Here is a 21,505-nt window from a genome sequence, read left to right as displayed (position 1 = left end):
GGAATGGTGGTGCGGCGCCGCTCGTTCGACCAGGCATGACGACCTCCCCTCAGCAGCCCCAGGTCACCAAGACCGACGAGGAGTGGCGGGCGCAGCTGTCCCCGGAGGAGTACGCGGTGCTCCGCCAGGCGGGCACCGAGCGCGCGTGGACCGGCGAGTACGTCGACACCAAGACCGTCGGCGTCTACGAGTGCCGCGCGTGCGGGGCCGAGCTGTTCCGCTCGGAGACGAAGTTCGACTCGCACTGCGGCTGGCCGTCGTTCTACAAGGCCTCCGCGGAGGACAACGTCATCCTCCGCGAGGACCGCAGCTACGGGATGATCCGCACCGAGGTGCTCTGCGCCACCTGCCACAGCCACCTGGGCCACCTCTTCGACGACGCCCCGCAGACGCCCACCGGCGACCGATACTGCATCAACAGCGTCTCCATCCGGTTGCAGCCGGCGGAGTAGCCGCACCCCTACGCCTGAGGGCGGTCATCGATCATTCGATGACCGCCCTCAGGCGTGTGACGGGGTGTTCAGGCCAGGTCGTGGACCAGCTCCGCCATCGGCTTCCGGATGCCGGTGTAGAACGGCACCTCCTCGCGCACGTGCCGGCGGGCCCGGCTGGCGCGCAGGTCGCGCATGAGGTCGACAATGCGGTGCAGCTCGTCGGCCTCGAAGGCCAGCATCCATTCGTAGTCGCCGAGGGCGAAGGCGGCGACGGTGTTGGCCCGGACGTCGGGGTAGGGCCGGGCCTGCATGCCGTGCTCCTTCAGCATGTCCCGCCGCTCCTCGTCGGGCAGCAGGTACCACTCGTAGGACCGCACGAAGGGGTAGACGCAGACGTAGCGCCGCGGCTCCTCGTCGGCGAGGAACGCCGGGATGTGGCTGCGGTTGAACTCCGCCGGGCGGTGCAGCGCCAACTGCGACCACACCGGGTCCAGCCGCCGGCCGAGCGCCGTCCGGCGCAGGCGCGTGTAGGCCTCCTGCAGCGCCTCCGCGGTCGAGGCGTGCCACCACACCATGAGGTCGGCGTCGGCGCGGAACCCGGCGACGTCGTAGGTGCCGCGGACGACGACGTCCTTGCCGGCCAGCTCCTCGATCAGCGCGGCGGCCTCGTCGGCGGCCGCGCTCCGCTGCTCGTCACCGAACGGCCGCGCGAGCCTGAACACCGACCACATCGTGTAGCGGATGGTGTCGTTCAGCTCGTTGGCCCGCTTGCCGATGCTGCGCTGGTCCTCGCTCATGCGCTCCATTGTCCCGCACCACCGCTCGCCCCTCCGTGCCGGGCGGCCCACCCGGGTGCGGGAACACCGAGGGCCCCGATCGGTGCGATCGGGGCCCTCGGAGGGGGTCGGCCGTGCCGGTGCGGGGTGGCGTCAGCCGGCCTGGGCCGGCTGCTCGCGCCCCTCCGACGGCCGGACCGCGCGAGCGGCGCGGCAGTCGGAGCAGGCGGCCATCCACACGTGGTGCTTGAAGCACCGGACCGGTGGGACGGGTGGGACGATGGACTTCTGGTGCAGGTGCGTGCGCACGGCAGACCCAACGCCGGCCGGGCCGCGCCGATGCCCGCGCCTCCCGTGATCCCCGGCACGGGTCCCGCGTTCGGGTCGACCGCCCGGACCTCGCCTAGATGAGGGCGGCCACGGCCCGGTGCGCGTCGCGGATGCAGGCGGGTACGCCCACCCCCTCGTACGCGGCACCGGCGACGGCCAGGCCGGGCACGCCGGCGACCGCGGCCCGGACCGCGGCCACGCGCCCGGGGTGGCCGACCTGGTACTGCGGGAGCCCGCCACCCCAGCGCACCACGCGGGTCTGCAGCGGCTCCGGCCGCTCGAGGGCCAGCAGCTCCGCGACGTCGGCGACCACGTCGGCGGCCAGCTCCTCGTCGGGGCGCTGCAGCTGCTCCTCGTCCCGGAACCGGCCCACCGACGAGCGCACCCGCAGCACCCCGCCGCGGGCCAGGTGCGGCCACTTGGCCGAGGAGACGGTGACGCCCTTGACCAGCCGGCCGGTCACCGGCGGCACGAGCAGGCCGGACCCGGCGTCGACGTCCTGGCCCGGGAAAGCCATGGCGACCACGGCCATCGAGGCGTACGGGATGCCCCGCAGCGGCTCGACGGCGTCCGCGGCGACGTCGCCGAGCAGGCGTGCCGCCTTCGGCGCCGGGGCCGTCACGAGCACGGCGTCGGCGGTCAGCACCTCGGGCGCGGCGACCGGTCCGACCGAGACCTCGAACCCGGTCGCCGTGCGGCGCAGGGCGTGGGCCGGCGTGCGGAGCCGGACATCCGCCCGCGCCGCCTCGGCCAGCGCCGCGGGGAGCGCCCCGATTCCCCGGTCGACGGTGACGAACACCGGGCCGTCGGCGTCGCCGCGGCTGCGCCCCCCGGCCTCCCGGGCGGCCGCGACGGCCTCGAGCACCGAGCGGGCGCCGCGCAGGTGCGCCGCCAGCTGCGGGATGGTGGCGGTCAGCGACAGCTCGTCCGCCCGGCCGGCGTAGACGCCGCCGAGCAGCGGCTCCACCAGCCGGTCGACCACCTCGTCGCCGAGCCGCTCGCGCAGCAGCCCACCGACGGTGACGTCGCCGTCGGGCAGCTCCAGCGGCGGAAGCTCGGCCTCGGCGCGGACCCGCGCCACCCCGGCGGGGGTCAGCACACCGTCCAGCCCGTCGGCCGAGGCCGGCACGCCGAGGAGGGTGCCCGCCGGCAGCGGGAACCGGCCCTCGGGGAGCACCACCGAGGCCTGGGTGGTGGCCGGCGGCACCAGCCGGTCGCCCCACCCGAGGGCCTCCACGAGGGCGACGGCCTCGGGCACCCGGGCCAGCATCGCCTCGGCACCGGTGTCGTACCAGGCCCCGGCCAGGTCCATCCGGTCCAGCTTGCCGCCGATGCGGTCGCCGGCCTCCAGGACGACGATCTCGTCGTCGGGCCGGCGGCGGCGCCACTCGAAGGCGGCGGCCAGGCCGGTGATCCCGGCGCCGACGACCACCAGCCGGCGGGTCACGAGCCCGTCAGCTCGTGCACCAGCGCGGCGACCCGGGTGAGGACGTCGGGGTCGGTGTCGGGCAGCACGCCGTGGCCGAGGTTGAAGATGTGCCCGCGGGCACCCTTCGCCTGCTCGACGACCCGGCGGACCTCCCGCTCGACGGTGGCCCGGTCGGCCAGCAGCACGGCGGGGTCGAGGTTGCCCTGCAGCGAGCGGGCCGGGCCCACGCGGCGGGCGGCCTCGTCCAGCGGGACGCGCCAGTCGACCCCCACGACGTCGGCGCCGGCGTCGCCGATGAGCGGCAGCAGCTCCCCGGTGCCCACCCCGAAGTGGATCCGGGGGACGTCCCGGTCGCCGAGCCCGTCGAAGACCGCCCGCGAGTGCGGCAGCACGCGCTCGGCGTAGTCGGCAGCCGAGAGCACCCCGGCCCACGAGTCGAACAGCTGCACGGCCGAGGCGCCGGCGTCGACCTGGGCGCGCAGGAAGGTCGCCGCCGACAGCGACAGCCGCTGCAGCAGCCGGGACCACGCCTCCGGCTCGGCGTACATGAACGCCTTGGTGCGGGCGTGCTCCTTGGAGGGCCCGCCCTCGATCAGGTACGTGGCGAGGGTGAAGGGCGCCCCGGCGAAGCCGATCAGCGGCGTCGGGCCGAGCTCGGCGACCAGCGAGCGCACCGCCGTCTGCAGGAAGCCGAGCTGGTCGGGCCCGAGGTCGGGCAGCGCGTCGACGTCGGCCACGGTGCGCACCGGGTTCGCGACGACCGGCCCGATGCCCGGCTTGATCTCGATGTCCACCCCGGCCACCACCAGCGGCAGCACGATGTCGGAGAAGAGGATGGCGGCGTCGACCTGGTGGCGGCGGACCGGCTGCAGGGTGATCTCGGTGACCAGGTCGGGGTCCTGGCAGGCCGCGAGCATCGCCGTGCCGGCGCGCAGGGCCCGGTACTCCGGGAGCGAACGCCCGGCCTGGCGCATGAACCAGACCGGGGTGCGGCTCACCGGGAGGCCGCGTGCGGCACGGACGAGGTCGGAATCGGCCGGGGACGCCGACGCGGGAGCGGGACTCACGACCGCCGATCCTCCCAGACCGCCGGGTCGCACCGCCGCGCCGCGTCCGGCCGCCTGCGGCGCGTCGGCGACGCACCGCCCCGCACCGGCCTACTCTGCGGACGTGGAGCCGCGCAACCTGGCCGACGCCGGGGACGGGAACCGGGACGGCGACGTCCCGGCCGCCTTCCGCGCCGCCCTGGAGTCGCTGGCCGCGGTGCGGGTGCGCCCCGAGATCGAGCTGGGTCGCATCCCGGCGCCGCAGCGCCTGGCTCCCTACGCCGTCGCCCTGGGCGCCCGGGTGCCCGATCCCGAGGCCGGCGACGACGAGGACGACGTGGAGATCGCCAGCGCGCGGTTCATCGTCCTGTTCGACCCCGACGGCCACGAGGCCTGGCACGGCACCACGCGCTGCGTCGGCTACCTCTCCGCCGGGACCGACGAGGAGCTGGTGGACGACGCCATGTTCTCCGAGGTGGCCTGGAGCTGGCTGACCGACGCGCTCGGTGACGCCGGCGCGGTGCACCACACGGTCGGCGGCACGGTCACCCGGACCGCGTCGACGCGCTTCGGCGAGCTGGCCGGCCCCGAGCACACGGTCGACGTCGAGATCCGCGCCTCCTGGACCGCCGTGGACTCCGACCTCGACCGGCACCTGGTGGCGTGGCTCGAGGTGCTGGGCAACGCCGCCGGTCTGCCGCCCCCCGGCGTGCACCTCCTGGGTCCCTCCGACCGGGTCGGCAGCGAGACTCTCTAACATCGGTGCGGCACAGCGGCGCGGAGCCCGTTGAGCCGGTGCTCCTCCCCAGGATCGGCGCGGTCGCCGCCCTCCCGGCCCGGGCGCCGGTGGACCGAAGGACGAGGACCGGCAAGAAGGTGGACGGCAACTGAGCACCGAGCCCACTCCCCGGCCACCGGAGGACCCGGCGGCCGCCGAGACCCCCGAGGCGATCCCGCTGCTCGCCCCCCGCGACGGCCTCCCCCCGGTCATCGAGACCTCCACGCAGCTGGTCGAGTACGCCGAGGCGCTGCGCGCGGGCACCGGCCCGGTCGCCGTCGACGCCGAGCGCGCCTCCGGCTACCGCTACGGCCAGCGCGCCTACCTGGTGCAGCTGCGGCGCGACGGCTCGGGCACCGGCCTGCTGGACCCCATCCCGCTGCCGGACCTCTCGGTGCTGCAGGCGGCGATCGCCGACGCCGAGTGGGTGCTCCACGCGGCCAACCAGGACCTGCCCTGCCTCGCCGAGATCGGCCTGGTCCCCGCCCGGATCTTCGACACCGAGCTCGCCGCCCGACTGGCGGGGCTGCCCCGCGTGGGGCTCGGCGCCGTCGTCGAGTCGCTGCTGGGCTTCTCGCTGCAGAAGGGCCACTCCGCCGCCGACTGGAGCACCCGCCCGCTGCCCGAGGAGTGGCTGGTCTACGCCGCGCTCGACGTCGAGGTGCTGGTCGACCTGCGCAACGCGCTGGCCGCCATCCTCGAGGAGCAGGGCAAGACCGAGTGGGCGCGGCAGGAGTTCGAGGCGATCCTCGCCGCCGGCCCGCCCGCGCCGCGGCAGGACCCCTGGCGGCGGACGTCGGGTGTGCACGGCCTGCGCAGCCGCCGTCAGCTGGGCATGCTGCGGGCGATCTGGGAGGCCCGCGACGAGCTGGCCCGCAAGCGCGACGTCGCGCCCGGCCGCGTGCTGCCCGACTCCGCGATGGTCGCCGCCGTCCAGGCCGACCCGAGGAACGAGGGCGCCCTGCTGGAGCTGCCCGTCTTCCGCGGCCGGGCCAACCGCCGGCTGGTGGCGCACTGGTACACCGCGCTCGCGCGTGGCAAGGCGCTGCCCGAGGACCAGCTGCCCCTGCAGAGCAGGCCCGGCGACGGCCCGCCGCCGGTGAACCGCTGGGCCGACCGCGACCCCGCGGCCGCCACCCGGCTGCAGGTGGTGCGGGCCGGGCTCGCCGAGCTGTCGGAGAAGCACTCCGTGCCGGTGGAGAACCTCCTCTCCCCCGACCTGGTGCGCCGGATCATGTGGAGCCCGCCGGAGCCGCGGGAGCGCGCCGCCGTGGCCGAGGCGCTGCGGGCCGGTGGCGCCCGCGAGTGGCAGGTCGAGCTGACCCTCGACCTGCTCGCGGACGCCGTCACCCGCGCCTGAACGACCCGGGCGCCTGAACGACCCGGGGCGGGCCGGGACGCCGGGACGACGACGCCGGCGCCCCCCGCGCTGAGCGGGTGGCGCCGGCGTCGGCGTGGTCACCTGCCGCCCGCCGGCGCTGAGCACGGCGGGCGGCAGGGGTCATCGTCGGGCCGTGGCGGCCCGTCGGCGGGCGAGCGCGTCGACGCTCGCGGCCAGCAGCAGCACGCCGCCGGTGATGATGAAGTTGAGGTACGCCGCGACCCCCAGCAGGCCCAGCCCGTTGGCGATGATCGCGATGACCAGCCCGCCCAGGACGGCGTCCCGGGCCCGGCCGCGCCCACCGAAGAGGCTGGTGCCGCCGATGACGGCCGCACCGACCGCGTAGAGCAGGGTGTTGCCGGCGCCCGCGTCAGGGGTGACCGAGCTCAGCCGCGAGGTGGCGAGGATGCCGCTGATCGCCGCCAGGCTCGAGGAGATCACGAACGCCAGGACGCGGATCCGGGTGACGTTGATGCCGGCACGGCGCGCGGCCTCGGCGTTGCCGCCGACGGCGTAGACGTGCCGGCCGAAGCTGGTCCGCGACAGCACGAACGTCAGGACCAGCAGCAGGACCACGACGAGCGGGACCGCGTACGGGATGCCGGCCAGGTCGATCGTGGCCGCCAGGGCCCGGTCGACGCTGAGGATCGCCGTCACCGCGAAGACGACGGCGGCGATCACGACGATGCGCAGCACGACCAGGGCCAGCGGCTGGTGGGCCAGCCCGCGGGAACGCTGCGACCGCCACCGCCAGAACTCGACAGCTGCGTAGGCGATGACGACGAGCACGGCCAGGATCCACCCGAGGGTGACCGGCAGGTTCTCGTTGGCCAGCGCCCGGATGACCGGCTCGCGGACGGGCACGGTGCCGCCCTGGCCGATCAGCCGCAGGGTGACGCCCTGGAAGCCGAGGAACAGCGCGAGGGTCACCACGAACGACGGGATGCCGACCAGACCCACCAGGCTGCCGGTGAAGACGCCGATGACGGCGCCGGTGGCGATCGCGCCGAGGACGGCGATCGGCCAGGCCACCCCGGCCTGCACCAGCAACTGCGCCAGCACCGCCGAGCAGACCCCGCTCACCACACCGGCGGAGAGGTCGATCTCGCCCAGCAGCAGGACGAAGACCAGCCCCATCGCCAGCACGATGATCGGCGTCGACTGGACCAGCAGGTTGGAGAGGTTCAGCGGCGTGAGGAAGGTGCCCGGCCGCAGGACCGTGAACAGGATGCCCAGCACGACGATGCCCAGGACGGCGGGCAGCGCGCCGAGGTCACCGGCCCGCAGCTTGTTCAGGTAGCCGCGGACGGCGCCGCCCACGGTGTTGTCCTGCCGGTCGCCCTCGAAGCCCGCGGCCGGCTTGTGCGGCCCGCTGGCCTCGGCGGCGGTCAGGGTGTTGCTCGACATGGGGGTCCTCTCAGTCCTCGAGCGCGTCGGGCGCGAGCCCCAGCTCGCCGGAGCGGCCGGAGGTGATCAGCTCGATGACCTGGGTGCGGTCGACCTCGGAGATCGGGACGTCGGCGGCGATGCGGCCCAGGTACAGGGCGGCGACGCGGTCGGCGACCTCGAACACGTCGACCATGTTGTGGGTGATGAAGACGACGGCGTGACCGGTGTCGGCCAGCCGCCGCACGAGGTCGAGCACCTGCCGGGTCTGCGCCACGCCGAGCGCGGCGGTCGGCTCGTCGAGGATGACGAGCTTGGACTCCCAGAGCACGGCCTTGGCGATGGCGACGGTCTGCCGCTGCCCACCGGAGAGGCTGGACACCAGCTGGCGCACCGACTTCAGCGTGCGCACCGACAGCTTGGTCAGCGTGTCCCGCGCGGCCTCCTCCATGGAGGCCTCGTCGAGGAGGACGCCGCGCTTGCGCTCCCGGCCCAGGAACATGTTCTGGACGACGTCGAGGTTGTCGGCGAGCGCGAGGTCCTGGTACACGACCTCGATGCCCAGGCGGGCGGCGTCGCGCGGGCCGCTCAGCTGGACCGGCTCGCCCTCGAACTCGACGGTGCCCGAGTCGATCGGGTGGATGCCGGCGATGGCCTTGATGAGCGTGCTCTTGCCGGCGCCGTTGTCGCCGACCAGCGCGGTCACCTTGCCGGGGTAGACGTCGAGGTGGACGTCGTGCAGGACCTGGACGGCCCCGAAGCTCTTGTTGACCCCCCGCAGGCTCAGCGTGGGCCGCTCGAGGGTCGGGGTGGGAGAGGTCTGTTCGGGTGCGGACACCGCTGCGTCCTTCCAGCAGGGAACGGTCGGTCGACCGTGGGCGGGACGATAGGGCGCCCCGCCGCCCCGGGGCGAGCCGGGGCCGGCAGGGCGGGAGCACGCGGCCGGGGCACCCGTGCGGGTGCCCCGGCCGGATGGCTCAGGAGATGCCGAGCTCCGTGCAGGCAGCGGCGTACTCACCGGTGCAGACGTCGGCGGCGGTCTGGTAGCCGTCGTCGATGACCTGCTTGACGTTGTCCCGGAAGATCGAGACCGGCTCGAGCAGCACCGAGGGGACCTCACGGCCACCCTCGGGGTCCTCGACCGAGCCGTCGACCTGGGGCTCCTCGCCGTTGACCAGGGCCACGGCGAGGTCGGCCAGGGCCTGGGCCTCGTCGGCGATCGGCTTGTAGACGGTCATGCACTGCTCGCCCGCGAGGATGTTCTGCAGCCCCTCGACCGTCGCGTCCTGACCGGTCACCGGCACCTGCCCGGCCACGTTGTTGCGGGCCAGGATCGAGACGACGGCGTTGGCCAGGCCGTCGTTGGCGGCCAGCACGCCCTGGATGTCACCGCCGGCCTGGGTGTACATCTGCTCGAAGATCGTGGCGGCCTGCTGGTTGTCCCACTCCGGCACGGCCTGCTCGGCGACCTGCGTGTACTGGTCCATCGGGTCCAGGACCTCGTGCGCACCCTGCGAGAACAGCGTGGCGTTGTTGTCGTCGGGCGAGCCGTTGAGGAAGGCGATGTTCGCCGGCTCGGGGCCGAGGCACTGGGCCAGGCCCTCGCCCTGCAGGCGGCCGACCTCGGTGTTGTCGAACGAGACGTAGTAGTCGCTCTCGCCGCCGAGGGTGAGCCGGTCGTAGTCGATCGTCTGCACGCCCTGGCTCTCGGCCTGGCGCTGGATGGCGGCGCCCGAGGCGGAGTCGAGGTTCGTGATCGCCAGGACGGTGACGCCCTCGGTGATCATCTGCTCGGCGATCGTGTTCATCCGCTGGGCGTCGCCCTGCGCGTTCTGGATGTCGTACTCGACACCGGCCTCCTCGAAGGCGGCCTCGAGCAGCGGGCGGTCGGCCGACTCCCAGCGGGCCGAGGAGGCGGTGTCGGGGAGGATCACGCCGACCTTGCCCGCAGCGGCCTCGCCACCGCCACCGCCGCCGCCGTTGCCACCGCTGCTGTCGTCGCCACCACACGCGGCCAGCCCGAAGACCAGGGCCGCAGCGATCGCCGTCGTCACCGTGCGCCGTCGCGCCATGAGAGGGACCTCTATTTCGTTGGGGTTACAGAGAAATTCCGGCGGGTCATCTTGCGCGCCATCCGCTTGTGACCGCAAGCACAGCCCCGCGCCGTTGCCGGACCGTGATCCGGGACCCCCCTCGGACGGGGGTCGTGCCGCGCTTGGCCCAGGCGGTTACCGGTGGGTAACTTGTAGCCCGCCGCGCCCTCCCGGGCCCGGCTCCGACACCTGCGGAGGTTCTGTGTCTTCCACTGAGCGGCGGCCACGCTCGCTGCGTGAGGTCGTCTTCGTCGACGGCGTGCGCACCCCGTTCGGCAAGGCCGGCCCGAAGGGCATCTACGCCGAGACCCGCGCCGACGACCTCGTCGTCCGCGTCATCCGCGAGCTGCTGCGCCGCAACCCGGCGCTGCCGGCCGACCGCGTCGACGAGGTGGCCATCGCCGCCACGACCCAGATCGGCGACCAGGGCCTGACCCTGGGCCGGACCGCGGCGCTGCTGGCCGGCCTGCCGACGTCGGTCCCCGGTTACTCGATCGACCGGATGTGCGCCGGAGCCATGACCGCGGTGACGACGACCGCCAGCGGCATCGCCTTCGGCGCCTACGACGTCGCCATCGCCGGCGGCGTGGAGCACATGGGCCGCCACCCGATGGGCGAGGGCGCCGACCCGAACCCGCGGTTCTTCAGCGAGAAGCTGGTCGAGGAGTCCGCGCTCGTCATGGGCTCGACCGCGGAGAACCTGCACGACCGGTTCCCCCACCTGACCAAGGAGCGCGCCGACGCCTTCGCGCTGGCCAGCCAGCAGAAGTACGCCAAGGCGCTCGCCAACGGCAAGATCGGCCCGGAGCTGGTCGCCGTCGCCACCCGCTCGGCCGAGCACGGCTGGGGCATGGCCACCGTCGACGAGCCGCCGCGGCCGCAGACGACCCTCGAGGGCCTCGGCACGCTCAAGACGCCGTTCCGCCCGCACGGGCACGTGACCGCCGGCAACGCCGCGGGCCTCAACGACGGCGCGACCGGCTGCCTGCTGGCCGCCGAGGACGTCGCCGAGGAGCTCGGCCTGAACGTCGGCATGCGGCTGGTCGGCTACGGCTTCGTGGGGGTGGAGCCCGAAATCATGGGCGTCGGCCCGGTGCCCTCCACCGAGCGCGCCCTGGCCCGCACCGCTCTCACCATCGAGGACATCGGCCTGTTCGAGCTGAACGAGGCCTTCGCCGTCCAGGTGCTCGCCTTCCTGGACCACTTCGGCATCGCCGACGACGACGAGCGCGTCAACCCGTGGGGCGGCGCCATCGCCGTCGGCCACCCGCTGGCCTCCTCGGGCGTCCGCCTGATGACCCAGCTGTCCCGCCAGTTCGCCGAGCGCCCCGACGTCCGGTACGGCCTCACCGCCATGTGCGTGGGCCTGGGCATGGGCGCCACCGTGATCTGGGAGAACCCGAACTGGGAGGGGTTCCAGAAGTGACGAACGCCGTCTTCGAGAACGAGGTCGTGACCGCCGCCAAGGTGCGCTTCCTGACCCACCCGGGCCTGGTCGGCGAGATCGCGCTGATCACGCTCGACAACGGGCACGACCACACCCGGCCCTCCACCTTCGGCCCCGGCGGCCTGGCGTCCCTGGACGCCGCGCTGGACGAGATCGCGGCGCACTCCCCCGCACCGGCGGCGATCGCCGTCACCGGCAAGCCGTTCGTCTTCGCCGTCGGCGCCGACCTCTCCGGCGTCCCGTCGGTGACCGACGCCGCCGCCGCGCGCGAGATCGCCGAGACCGGCCACCGGGTCTTCCGGCGGCTCAAGGACTCGGCGATCCCGACGTTCGCGCTCGTCAACGGCGTGGCCCTCGGCGGTGGCCTGGAGCTTGCGCTGCACTGCCACTACCGGACGATCAGCGCCGGCGCGGCGGTCGGCTTCCCCGAGGTCTTCCTCGGGCTGGTGCCGGGCTGGGGTGGCACCCAGCTGCTGCCGAACCTGATCGGCATCGACCCCGCCGTCACGGTGATCGTCGAGAACGCCCTGGCGCAGAACAAGATGACGCCGGCGGCCGAGGCCGCGAAGCTCGGCATCGCCGACGCGCTCTTCGAGCCGGCCGACTTCCTCGAGCGCTCGCTCGAGTGGGCCGTCGGCGTGCTCGACGGCTCCGCGCCTGTCTCCCGTCCGGAGGTCGACCGCTCGGCGTGGGACGACGCGATCGCCCGCGCCCGCGGCATCGTCGCCGCCCGGACGCGCAACGCCTCCCCGGGCGCCGTCCGTTCGGTCGACCTGCTCGACCTGGCCCGCAACGGCATCGCGGGCGACGCCTTCACCGCCGGCACCTCGGCCGAGGACGAGGCGCTCACCGAGCTGCTCATGAGCGACCCGCTGCGGGCCTCGCTCTACTCGTTCGACCTGGTGAACAAGCGGGCCAAGCGGCCGGCCGGCGCTCCCGACCGGAAGCTGGCCCGCAAGGTCACCAAGGTCGGCGTGGTCGGCGCCGGGCTCATGGCCTCCCAGCTGGCGATGCTGTTCGTGCGGCAGCTGAAGGTGCCCGTGGTCCTCACCGACGTCGACCAGGCGCGCGTGGACAAGGGCGTCTCCTACGTGCACGGCGAGCTCGACAAGCTGGCTGCCCGCGGCCGGCTGAGCCGGGACAAGCTCAACCAGCTCAAGGGCCTGGTCACCGGGTCGCTGTCCAAGGACGTCTTCGCCGACGCCGACCTCGTCATCGAGGCCGTCTTCGAGGAGATGTCGGTCAAGCAGCAGGTGTTCCGTGAAGTCGAAGCGGTCGTGTCCGCGACGTGCGTGCTGGCCACCAACACCTCGGCGCTGTCGGTGACCGAGATGGCGGCGAAGCTGGAGCACCCCGAACGCGTGGTGGGGCTGCACTTCTTCAACCCGGTCGCCGTCCTCCCGCTGCTGGAGGTGGTGCGCGCGGAACAGACCGACGACGCGACGCTGGCCACCGCCTTCGCCGTCGGGAAGTCGTTGAAGAAGTCGTGCGTGCTGGTCGCCGACGCCCCGGCGTTCGTGGTCAACCGGCTGCTCACCCGCTTTCTCGGCGAGGTCACCGCCGCCGTGGAGCAGGGCACGCCGGTGCGGGTCGCCGAGAGGGCGCTCGACCCGCTGGGCCTGCCGATGACGCCGTTCGAGCTGCTCTCGCTGGTCGGCCCGGCGGTGGCGCTGCACGTCGCCGAGCGGATGCACGAGGCCTTCCCCGACCGGTTCGCCGTCGGCGAGGGGCTCAGGCGGATCGTCGAGCTCGGCCTGACCAGCGTCTTCACCGAGCCCGGCGTCGTGGACCCCGAGCTCGCGGACGCCTTCGCCGGCGAGGAGCCGCTCACCGAGGAGCAGGTGCGCGCGCGTGCCCTCGAGGCGCTGGCGCAGGAGATCCGGCTGATGCTGGACGAGGGCGTCGTGCAGGCCGTGCAGGACATCGACCTGTGCATGATCCTCGGCGCCGGGTGGCCGTTCTGGCTGGGCGGCATCTCCGCCTACCTGGACCGCACCGGCGTCTCGGAGAAGGTCACCGGTTCCCGCTTCCTGCCGGAGGGCGTCGCCTCCCTCCCCGCCTGACCCCCGCTGGGATCAGGTGCCCTGATCGTGGAGGGTCCTCCCTCACGGTGTGGGGTGAGGGTGGACCCTCTGCGGTGAGGGAGGAACACCGACCCGCCGTATAGCCCGCGACCAGCCTCCACCGCACCGCGCCCTGGACGGTTGACCAGCCCGGATCCCCCTGCCAACGTTCGGCGTCCTCGCGCTGGTCCGTTCCGACGGCCCAGCTCCTCGACTGGCTAGGGGTATTGATGAGACGTCTCGCATGTGCAGCTGCCACCACCGGCCTGGCGATCACGACGCTGTGGATCAGTCCCGCCGTCGCCGCGCCCGCCGACGCTTCACGGTTGGCCCCGGTGCCGGTCGCGCGGCACCTGGACAACCCGCGGCAGCTGGACCTCACCGATGACGGGATCCTGGTCATCGCGGAGTCCGGGATCGGCGGCAGCGACTGTGCCGTCGTGGGCGGGGAACAGGTCTGCGTCGGCACCACCGGGGCGGTCAGCATCGTGCGGCGCCCGAGCAAGGTCCAGGGGGTCACCGCGGAGCGCGTGGTGACCGGCCTGCTGTCCGAGGCCGGTCCGTCCGGGATCGGCGCCACCGGCAACGACTCGGCGAGCGCGCGGTCCCTGGACCGGATCTACGTCGCCAAGGACGTCGACGTGCCGGACGGCATCACCGGCCTGCCGAAGGAGCAGGAGGGGAAGCTGCTGCGCGCGGCGGCGGGCCAGCCGGCCGTCGTGGTCGCCGACATCCGTGCCTTCGAGGAGGCGAACGACCCGGACGGCCAGGGTTTCGAGTCGAACCCGTACGGGGTGCTCGACCTGGGCGACCGGGTGCTGGTGGCCGACGCCGCCGCCAACGCCGTCCTCGCCGTCGACGGTAGCGGTGTGATCAGCGTGTTCGCCGTCCTGCCGACCATCACCGGTGGCGGCTGCGACACCCGGCTCAATCAGGACGAAAGCTACTCCTGCGACCCGGTCCCGACGGCCCTCACCTTCAGCCGGGACGGGGACGTCATCGTGGGGGGCCTGGGATCGCTGGTTCCCGGTGCTGGCCGGGTCTGGGAGCTGGACCGCCGGACCGGGGCCATCCAGCAGACCTGGACCGGCTTCACCGGGGTGACCGGTGCTGCGCAGGACCAGGCGGGCAACCTGTACGTCAGCGAGCTGTTCGGCGGTGCCGACCGGGCCGGTCAGATGGTGTTCGTGCCGAAGAACGGCGCACGGGCCACGCTGCCCGTCCCCTCGCCGGCGGGCGTGGTCGTCGACCAGCCCGGGAACGTGTACGTGTCGGTGAACTCGCTCTCCCCCGGCACCGGGATCGGCGCACCGGACAGCGACGGGCAGGTCTGGCGGTTGACCAAGCGGTCCTTCTAGCCGCGCTGACCCCGGCCGGAAGGCGCCGACCTCGACCTGTCGCCGCCTGAACCTCTGCTGGGATCAGGTGCCCTGATCGTGGAGCGTCCTCCCTCACGGTGCACGGTGAGGGAGGACGCTCTGCGGTGCGGGAGGACGACGGCCGGCGTGGCGCGGCCGGGCGGCGAGCCTCGCGGTGGGCTCAGCGGAACTTGGCGGTGAGGCTGTCCATCGTGCGGTCCACCGAGGCGACCTTGATGTGCGAGAGCCCACCGGCGGCGCCGGCGGCCAGCATCGCCTCGTGCGCGGCGCGCAGCGTCGCCCACACCTCGTCGGCCTCGCCCTCGAGGGTGGTGCCCAGCGCCCCCACCTCGTGACGCAGCCCGGAGGACTGGATGACGGCGATCGCCGCCTCGACGTGCGCGTGCGGGTCCTCCGCGGTGCCGGGTGGCGACGGCGCCACCTGGATCTCGGCGATGACGGTCATCGCCCGCCCTCGACCGACTCGACGACGGGGCTCTCGGAGCGCTCGGCCAGCCGGGCCGTCCACTCCGCGATCCGACGGGCGACGTCCTGCTCGGTCAGCCCGGCGTCGGCGAGCACCTGCCCGCGGCTGCCGTGCTCGAAGAACTGCTGCGGCAGGCCCAGCGTGCGCACGGGCACGTCGACGTCGCGGTCCTGCAGGGCCTGGCTCAGCGTGGTGCCCACGCCCCCGGCCCGGCCGCCGTCCTCGACGGTGACGACCAGCCGGTGCCCGGCGGCAAGCTCGACCAGCTCGGCCGAGACCGGGAGCACCCAGCGCGGGTCGACGACGGTCACCTCGATGCCGTGGTCGGCGGCCCGCTCGGCGACGGCCTGGCACATCGGCACCATCGAGCCGACGGCGACCAGGAGCACCTCCGCCCGGCTGCCGCGGCGCAGCACGTCCACCGGGCCGCGCCGCTCGACGGCCGGGATGTCCGGGGGCAGCGAGCCCTTGGGAAAGCGCACGACGGAGGGGCCGTCGGTGATGTCGACGGCCTCGCGCAGCGCCTCGCGCAGGGTCGCCTCGTCGCGCGGCGCGGCCAGGGCGAGCCCGGGCACGACCGAGAGGATCGACATGTCCCACATGCCGTTGTGCGAGGCGCCGTCGTCACCGGTGACGCCAGCACGGTCGAGCACCACCGTCACCGGCTGGCGGTGCAGCGCGACGTCCATGAGCAGCTGGTCGAACGCCCGGTTGAGGAAGGTCGAGTAGACGGCGACGACCGGGTGCAACCCCGCCATCGCCAGGCCCGCGGCCGAGGTGAGGGCGTGCTGCTCGGCGATGCCCACGTCGAAGGTGCGCTCGGGGAACCGCTCGGCGAACGGCGCCAGGCCCGTCGGGTGCAGCATCGCGGCGGTGATGGCGACGACGTCGGGGCGTTCGGCGCCGACCCGCACCAGCTCGTCGGCGAAGGCATCGGTCCAGGCCAGCCCGGTCTTGCGCACGCTCGCGCCGCTGTCCGGGTCGAAGACGCCCGTCGCGTGCCAGGCGTCGATCTGGTCGGTCTCGGCCGGCGGGTAGCCGAACCCCTTGGTGGTGACGGCGTGCACGATGACCGGGCCGCCGAAGGAGCGGGCCCGCCGCAGCGCGGACTCCATCGCGCGCACGTCATGGCCGTCGACCGGGCCGACGTACTTCATGCCCAGGTCCTCGAACATGCCCTGCGGCGAGAGGACGTCCTTGAGGCCCTTCTTGATCGCGTGCAGCGCGTCGTAGAGGGCCGAACCGACGACGGGGGCCCGGTGCAGCGCCTGGCGCACCTGCAGCAGCGCCTGCTCGTAGCCAGGGCGCAGCCGCAGCGTGGCCAGCGCGTCGGCGACCCCGCCGATGGTCGGCGAGTAGGAGCGGCCGTTGTCGTTGACCACGATGACGACCGGGCGGTCCTGCGCCGCGGCGATGTTGTTCAGCGCCTCCCAGGCCATGCCGCCGGTGAGGGCACCGTCGCCGATGACGGCGACGACGGGCCGCGAGTCACCCCGGATGGCGAAGGCCTTGGCCAGGCCGTCGGCGTAGGACAGCGACGTCGAGGCGTGGCTGTTCTCCACCCAGTCGTGGTCGCTCTCGGTGCGGCTGGGGTAGCCCGACAGACCGCCGCGCTGGCGCAGCCGCTCGAAGCCCTCGACCCGGCCGGTGAGCATCTTGTGCACGTAGGACTGGTGACCGGTGTCGAACACGATCGGCTCGCGCGGGGACTCGAACACCCGGTGCAGGGCGATGGTGAGCTCGACGCAGCCGAGGTTCGGGCCGAGGTGGCCACCGGTCCTCGCCACGCTGGTGACCAGGGCGTCACGGATCTCCGCGGCGAGGGCGGGCAGCGCTTCGGACTCGAGGGCCCTGACGTCTTCCGGGCCCCGCAGCGATCGCAGGAGCGGCACGGTGCGGCGGTGTCCTCTCGGTCGGGCGGAGCTGGTCAGCGCCGCCGATCCACTGTAACTGCGGTTGCCCCGTACTTCCGGTCGAGCGGGTGCCGCAGATGCAGCTCACAGGCGCGGGACCCACCGCTCCCCGCGCAACGCGCCTCCGACGACCTCCACCCCGCGAGCGGCCGCGGCCAGCCGGGCGCCCTCGCGCTCGTAGGCGCCCATCGCCGCCTCGATGGCCTCGGGGGGAAGCTGGTCGGCGAGCTCGACCCGCAGGGTGCGCCAGCCGGCACGGGCGGCCTCGAGTCCGGCGGCGACGTGGTCGCCGGCGAACCGGGCGAGCAGCACCGGGTACCGGCGGAGCACCTCGTGCGCGCGGTAGTCCGGCGGCACGAGGTCGAACAGCCAGGCGACGGCGGTGCGCTCCCAGTCAGGCGCGCCGGGCGGGCGCACCTCTTCCGGCCAGCCCGGCGGCACTGCGACGTCCACGGCGCCATTCTGCCCCAGTCGTCGAACAGCTGTTCGACAGGTGGCCGTGTCGGGTCAGGAGGACTGGCGCTTGAGCCAGAACTGCTCGAAGCCCCAGGTGCCGGCGCCGCTGGAGTGGTAGCTGACCAGCTCCCACCCCTCGGCGCCGAGCTTGTTGAGCACCGAGCTGGTGTCGCCCTGCTGGCGTTCCGACTGTCCGCCGGGGAGCTTGACGCTCACGCCGGCCCGCTGTGATTCCGCATCGTTGGCGGTGATGACCGAGGCGTATTCCCACGTGGGCACCCCCTGACCGTAGCGAGGCGGGTCACCGCGCGAGCAGCCGGGCGGGTGCGGCGGGCCGCCGGAGGGCGCCGAGCGCACCACCCCGAGCTCGCTCAGAGGGAGACGCCGTCCTCGACCTCGAGCCCCAGCGCCAGCGCGGCACCGGCGGCGACGAACCACCACCCGAGCGCCAGGAGCTTGCGGGCGGCGGCCACGTGCGGGTGGGCGGTCGTGCTCTGCATCGCATCTCCCCTCGTCACAGGGCGGACGCTACGCAGACGACCCGGCGGCCGGACGACGCGTGTGACGGGTGCGACGGGAGTGGTCCTCCGTCGCCGAACCGCCACGTCCCGCCGGGCGTCCTGGCCCTACGCGGCCGGGACCAGCAGCGCGACGCACTCCACGTGGGCGGTCATCGGGAAGGCGTCGAAGCCGCGCAGCGCGGCCAGCCGGTACCCGGCGGCGGCGAACGCGGCGACGTCGCGCCCCAGCGCAGCGGGGTCGCAGGCCACGTAGACGACGGCCCGCGCGCCGCTCCCGGCGAGCAGCCGGCTCACCGCGGTCCCGGCACCGGCGCGGGGCGGGTCGAGGACGACGACGTCCGGCCCGGAGCCCAGTTCGGCGAGCAGCTCGGCGAGCCCGTCGGCGTCCACCTCGCCCTGCCACACCTCGGCCTGGGGCAGGTCGGCGAGGTTGGCGTCCGCGGCCGCGCAGGCGCCGGGGTCGGCCTCGACGCAGACGACGCGCCCGCCCGCACCCACGCCCGGGGCCAGCGCGCCGCCGAACAGCCCGGCCCCCGCGTAGAGGTCCAGCACCGTCTCCCCGGCCGTCACGGCCGCGAACCCGGCGACGGCGTCCACCAGCGCGTCGGCGGCGGCGGGGTGCACCTGCCAGAAGCCGGTGCCCTCGACCTCCCAGTCCCGGCCCCCGGCCCGCCGCTCGGCGCGGCCGGCGGGCTCGGCGGGGAGCTCCTCCCCCGCGCGCCGCACCTCGGCGCGCCGCGGCCGGCCGCGGCGGTCCAGCGGGACGGTGGTCACCGCGCCGGTCGAGTCGATCGCGACGTCGACGGCGCCCGCACCCGGCCAGCGCCGTCCCAGCACCGCCTGCGCGGCCGGCTCCACGGTGATCGGGCAGTCGTCGAGGAGCACGACGTCGTGCGAGCGGTGCCGCCGCAGGCCGGGGGCGCCGGCGCCGTCGACGGCGAATCGCGCGCGGGACCGCCAGCGCAGCGCCCCGCCCGGGAGCTCCTCGACGACCAGGCCCGCGACCACGGGGTCGCCGGCGTCCGGGCCACCGAGCCGCACCAGCTGCTCGCGCACGACCGACGCCTTCAGCCGGTGCTGCTCGGCGGGGTCGACGTGCTGCCAGTCGCACCCGCCGCACTTCCCCGGGCCGCTGTAGGGGCAGGGGCGCTCGACCCGGGCGGGCGCCGCCTCCAGCACCTCGACGGCGTCGGCGCGGCAGAAGCCGGGGTGCCGGTCCTCGGTGACCCGCACGCGCACCCGCTCGCCGGGCAGCGTGTGCCGCACGAACACCACCCGGCCCTCGTGCCGGGCGACGCAGTGCCCCCCGTGCGCCACCGGCCCGACGGCCACCTCGAACTCCCGGCCCACCCACCCGAGACCCTTGTCCGGCGACGTGCCGGAACGTGACGCACTGGAACGGCCCCGGCGCAGGGGCCCGCGCCGAGCCTGCGAGGCGTGGGGGGCGCCGGGGTCCTTACCCATACGGCGTCACGTCCACCTCGTCGTCGGTGAAGCCGCGGCGCAGGTCGCCCGGGGCGGGGCCGCCGCGCCGCCCGTCGTCGTCGTGGCCGACCGAGCTCTCCAGCTGCCACGGCACGGTCGTGATCATCACGCCGGGCTGGAACTGCAGGCGGGCGCGCAGACGCAGCGCGCTCTGGTTGTGGAGCACGTTCTCCCACCAGTGGCCGACGACGTACTGCGGCACGAAGACCACCACCAGCTCGCGCGGGCTGTCCCGCCGGATGCCCTTCACGTAGTCGAGCACCGGGCGGGTGATCTCCCGGTACGGCGACTCCAGGACCGTGAGGGGGACGGGGATGTCGTAGCGCTGCCAGTCCGCCTGCAGCGCACGGGTCTCGCCGTCGTCGACGTTGACCGTGAGCGCGGTCAGCGCGTCCGGGCGGGTGGCGCGGGCGAAGGCCAGCGCCCGGAGCGTCGGCTTGTGCACCTTGGAGACGAGGACGACGGCGTGCACCTTGCTCGGCAGGGTGCGGGCGTCGGTGTCGGGCTCCAGCTGCTCCGACACGTGGCAGTAGTGCCGGTTGATGCCCTTCATCAGCACGACGAGGACCGGCATCGCCAGCAGCACCAGCCAGGCCCCGTGGGTGAACTTGGTGGTCACGATGATCACCAGCACGACGCCGGTGAGGGTGCCGCCGACGGCGTTGATGGCCTGCGAGCGCCGCATCCGGGCCCGCGTCCCCGGGTCGGTGACGCTGCGCAGCTCGCGGTTCCAGTGCCGCACCATGCCCGTCTGCCCCAGCGTGAAGCTCGTGAAGACGCCGACGATGTACAGCTGGATCAGCCGGTTGACGTCGGCGTCGAAGGCGAGGATGAGCAGCCCGGCGAAGCCGGCGAGCAGCAGGATGCCGTTGCTGTAGACGAGCTTGTCGCCCCGGGTGTGCAGCTGCCGCGGCATGAACCGGTCCTGGGCCAGCACGTTGCCCAGCAGCGGGAACCCGTTGAACGCCGTGTTGGCCGCCAGGATCAGGACCAGCGCCGTGGCGGCCTGGACGTAGAAGAAGCCGAACGAGGTGTCGCCGCCGAAGGTGGCCGCGGCCAGCTGGGCGATGACGGTGCGCTGGGGGTCGGTCTCGCAGTCCCCGGGGAATCCGACCAGGTCGCAGGTGTGCTCGACGTACTTCACGTCGGCGAGCAGGGCGAGGGCGGTGACGCCGGCGAACATCGTGGCCGCGATGCCGCCCATCAGGGCGAGGGTGGTCGCCGCGTTGCGGCCCTTGGGCGGGCGGAAGGCCGGGACGCCGTTGGCGATCGCCTCGACGCCGGTGAGCGCGGTGCAGCCGGAGGCGAAGGCGCGCAGCGCGAAGAAGATCAGCGCCAGCCCGGTGACCTCCTCGTAGCCGGGCTCGGGCAGCACGGTCCACGCGGCGCTCTCCGCGACCAGGCCGCCCCCGGTGACGAAGTACTTCAGCAGGCCGGTGACGACCATGATCATGATGCCGGTGATGAAGAGGTAGGTCGGCGCCGCGAAGGTCCGGCCCGATTCGCGGACGCCGCGCAGGTTGACCGCCGCCAGCAGCGCCACGAGTGCCAGGGCGATGGGAACGCGGTACTCGTTCAGCTCGGGGAACGCGGAGATGATGTTGTCGGTCCCGGCCGACACCGACACGGCGACGGTGAGGACGTAGTCGACGAGCAGCGCGCTGGCCACCGTCACGCCGGCCCACTGCCCGTGGTTCTTGACCGCCACCTCGTAGTCGCCGCCACCCGACGGGTACGCGCGCACGACCTGCCGGTAGGAGAGCACCACCGTGGTCAGCAGCACCACGACGCCGATCGCGATCCAGGGGGCGAAGAACAGGAACGCCGTCCCCGCCAGGGTCAGGACGATGAGGATCTCCTGCGTGGCGTAGGCCACCGAGGAGAGCGGGTCGCTGGCGAAGATCGGCAGCGCGAGCCGCTTGGGGAGCAACGACTCCCCCGCCCGGTCGCTGCGTACGGGGCGGCCGAGGACGAGGCGTTTCGGGAGTTGTCCGAGATCGGACAGGTTCGGCACGGCGCGATGGTACGGACGCGCGGGGCCGCCGCGGGCGTGACTCGGGCCACCTGGCCCCGAGGGGGGATACCGGCGTCCTGCCCGCTGCCGGGGGCCCGGCGGGTGTAG

The 21,505-nt window shown here is 74.0% G+C and carries 19 protein-coding genes; 6 read left to right on the top strand and 13 right to left on the bottom strand.

Features of this window, described 5'->3' with window-relative positions; translation table 11 throughout:
* Positions 1-35: 35 nt before the first annotated feature.
* Entirely contained in the window at positions 36-452 is a 417-nt protein-coding gene (gene msrB, locus ACI794_RS08805) for a peptide-methionine (R)-S-oxide reductase MsrB (protein WP_456616163.1), read from the top strand.
* 68 nt (positions 453-520) lie between these two features.
* On the opposite strand, the gene hemQ is transcribed toward msrB, so the two are convergent.
* The 3 genes from hemQ to hemE form a co-directional block, all read right to left on the bottom strand.
* A complete protein-coding gene (gene hemQ, locus ACI794_RS08800; protein WP_456602532.1) occupies positions 521-1,231 on the bottom strand; it encodes a hydrogen peroxide-dependent heme synthase in 711 nt (236 codons plus the stop codon).
* Positions 1,232-1,613: 382 nt separating this feature from the next.
* A complete protein-coding gene (gene hemG / locus ACI794_RS08795; RefSeq protein ID WP_456616162.1) occupies positions 1,614-2,987 on the bottom strand; it encodes a protoporphyrinogen oxidase in 1,374 nt (457 codons plus the stop codon).
* The gene (hemE, locus tag ACI794_RS08790) at positions 2,984-4,036 is read right to left on the bottom strand and encodes a uroporphyrinogen decarboxylase (RefSeq protein ID WP_456580452.1); all 1,053 of its coding nucleotides are present in this window, start codon (positions 4,034-4,036) and stop codon (positions 2,984-2,986) included. The genes hemG and hemE overlap by 4 nt, the downstream gene beginning before the upstream one ends.
* A 103-nt stretch (positions 4,037-4,139) precedes the next feature.
* Here hemE and ACI794_RS08785 point away from each other — a divergent pair, with 103 nt between their 5' ends.
* Together ACI794_RS08785 and ACI794_RS08780 are read left to right on the top strand one after the other, a co-directional pair.
* On the top strand, positions 4,140-4,772 hold the full coding sequence (locus ACI794_RS08785) for a DUF3000 domain-containing protein (protein WP_456602534.1): 633 nt from the start codon (positions 4,140-4,142) through the stop codon (positions 4,770-4,772).
* Positions 4,773-4,902: 130 nt separating this feature from the next.
* Complete coding sequence (locus ACI794_RS08780) at positions 4,903-6,153, top strand: ribonuclease D (protein ID WP_456616247.1); 1,251 nt, start codon at positions 4,903-4,905, stop codon at positions 6,151-6,153.
* Between the two features lie 141 nt (positions 6,154-6,294).
* On the opposite strand, the gene ACI794_RS08775 is transcribed toward ACI794_RS08780, so the two are convergent.
* The 3 genes from ACI794_RS08775 to ACI794_RS08765 form a co-directional block, all read right to left on the bottom strand.
* Positions 6,295-7,581, bottom strand: a complete 1,287-nt coding sequence (locus ACI794_RS08775) for a sugar ABC transporter permease (protein WP_456580450.1) — start codon at positions 7,579-7,581, stop codon at positions 6,295-6,297.
* Positions 7,582-7,591: 10 nt separating this feature from the next.
* The gene (locus ACI794_RS08770) at positions 7,592-8,398 is read right to left on the bottom strand and encodes an ATP-binding cassette domain-containing protein (RefSeq protein ID WP_456602535.1); all 807 of its coding nucleotides are present in this window, start codon (positions 8,396-8,398) and stop codon (positions 7,592-7,594) included.
* A 139-nt stretch (positions 8,399-8,537) separates the two neighbouring features.
* On the bottom strand, positions 8,538-9,632 hold the full coding sequence (locus tag ACI794_RS08765) for a sugar ABC transporter substrate-binding protein (protein WP_456602536.1): 1,095 nt from the start codon (positions 9,630-9,632) through the stop codon (positions 8,538-8,540).
* A gap of 223 nt (positions 9,633-9,855) precedes the next feature.
* On the opposite strand from ACI794_RS08765, the gene ACI794_RS08760 reads away from it, so the two are divergent.
* The 3 genes from ACI794_RS08760 to ACI794_RS08750 all read left to right on the top strand — a co-directional run bounded on the left by ACI794_RS08760 (position 9,856) and on the right by ACI794_RS08750 (position 14,521).
* Complete coding sequence (locus ACI794_RS08760) at positions 9,856-11,079, top strand: thiolase family protein (RefSeq protein ID WP_456616161.1); 1,224 nt, start codon at positions 9,856-9,858, stop codon at positions 11,077-11,079.
* Positions 11,076-13,163: a 3-hydroxyacyl-CoA dehydrogenase NAD-binding domain-containing protein gene (locus ACI794_RS08755; RefSeq protein WP_456616160.1), complete on the top strand. Its 2,088-nt coding sequence runs from the start codon at positions 11,076-11,078 to the stop codon at positions 13,161-13,163. The genes ACI794_RS08760 and ACI794_RS08755 overlap by 4 nt, the downstream gene beginning before the upstream one ends.
* Positions 13,164-13,393: 230 nt before the next feature.
* Entirely contained in the window at positions 13,394-14,521 is a 1,128-nt protein-coding gene (locus tag ACI794_RS08750) for a ScyD/ScyE family protein (RefSeq protein ID WP_456616159.1), read from the top strand.
* Between the two features lie 181 nt (positions 14,522-14,702).
* Here the strand turns inward: ACI794_RS08750 and ACI794_RS08745 are convergent, their stop codons facing one another.
* From ACI794_RS08745 to ACI794_RS08715, 7 genes are all read right to left on the bottom strand, one after another.
* Entirely contained in the window at positions 14,703-14,987 is a 285-nt protein-coding gene (locus ACI794_RS08745) for a thiamine-binding protein (protein WP_456616158.1), read from the bottom strand.
* The gene (gene dxs, locus ACI794_RS08740; RefSeq protein WP_456602541.1) at positions 14,984-16,900 is read right to left on the bottom strand and encodes a 1-deoxy-D-xylulose-5-phosphate synthase; all 1,917 of its coding nucleotides are present in this window, start codon (positions 16,898-16,900) and stop codon (positions 14,984-14,986) included. The genes ACI794_RS08745 and dxs overlap by 4 nt, the downstream gene beginning before the upstream one ends.
* Before the next feature lie 105 nt (positions 16,901-17,005).
* Entirely contained in the window at positions 17,006-17,374 is a 369-nt protein-coding gene (locus tag ACI794_RS08735) for a hypothetical protein (RefSeq protein ID WP_456580442.1), read from the bottom strand.
* 54 nt (positions 17,375-17,428) lie between these two features.
* The gene (locus tag ACI794_RS08730; protein ID WP_091930586.1) at positions 17,429-17,656 is read right to left on the bottom strand and encodes a DUF4177 domain-containing protein; all 228 of its coding nucleotides are present in this window, start codon (positions 17,654-17,656) and stop codon (positions 17,429-17,431) included.
* A 92-nt stretch (positions 17,657-17,748) separates the two neighbouring features.
* Positions 17,749-17,877 (bottom strand): hypothetical protein, encoded by a 129-nt coding sequence (locus ACI794_RS08725; protein ID WP_456580441.1) that lies wholly within the window; start codon positions 17,875-17,877, stop codon positions 17,749-17,751.
* 126 nt (positions 17,878-18,003) lie between these two features.
* The gene (locus ACI794_RS08720) at positions 18,004-19,248 is read right to left on the bottom strand and encodes a class I SAM-dependent RNA methyltransferase (RefSeq protein WP_456616157.1); all 1,245 of its coding nucleotides are present in this window, start codon (positions 19,246-19,248) and stop codon (positions 18,004-18,006) included.
* 106 nt (positions 19,249-19,354) lie between these two features.
* The gene (locus tag ACI794_RS08715; RefSeq protein ID WP_456603810.1) at positions 19,355-21,397 is read right to left on the bottom strand and encodes an APC family permease; all 2,043 of its coding nucleotides are present in this window, start codon (positions 21,395-21,397) and stop codon (positions 19,355-19,357) included.
* Positions 21,398-21,505: the final 108 nt, after the last annotated feature.

The sequence above is a fragment of the Blastococcus sp. SYSU DS0541 genome (assembly GCF_054050875.1).
The sequence above is the reverse complement of the archived record's forward strand: the minus strand, read 5'-3'. Positions and strand labels throughout refer to the sequence as shown.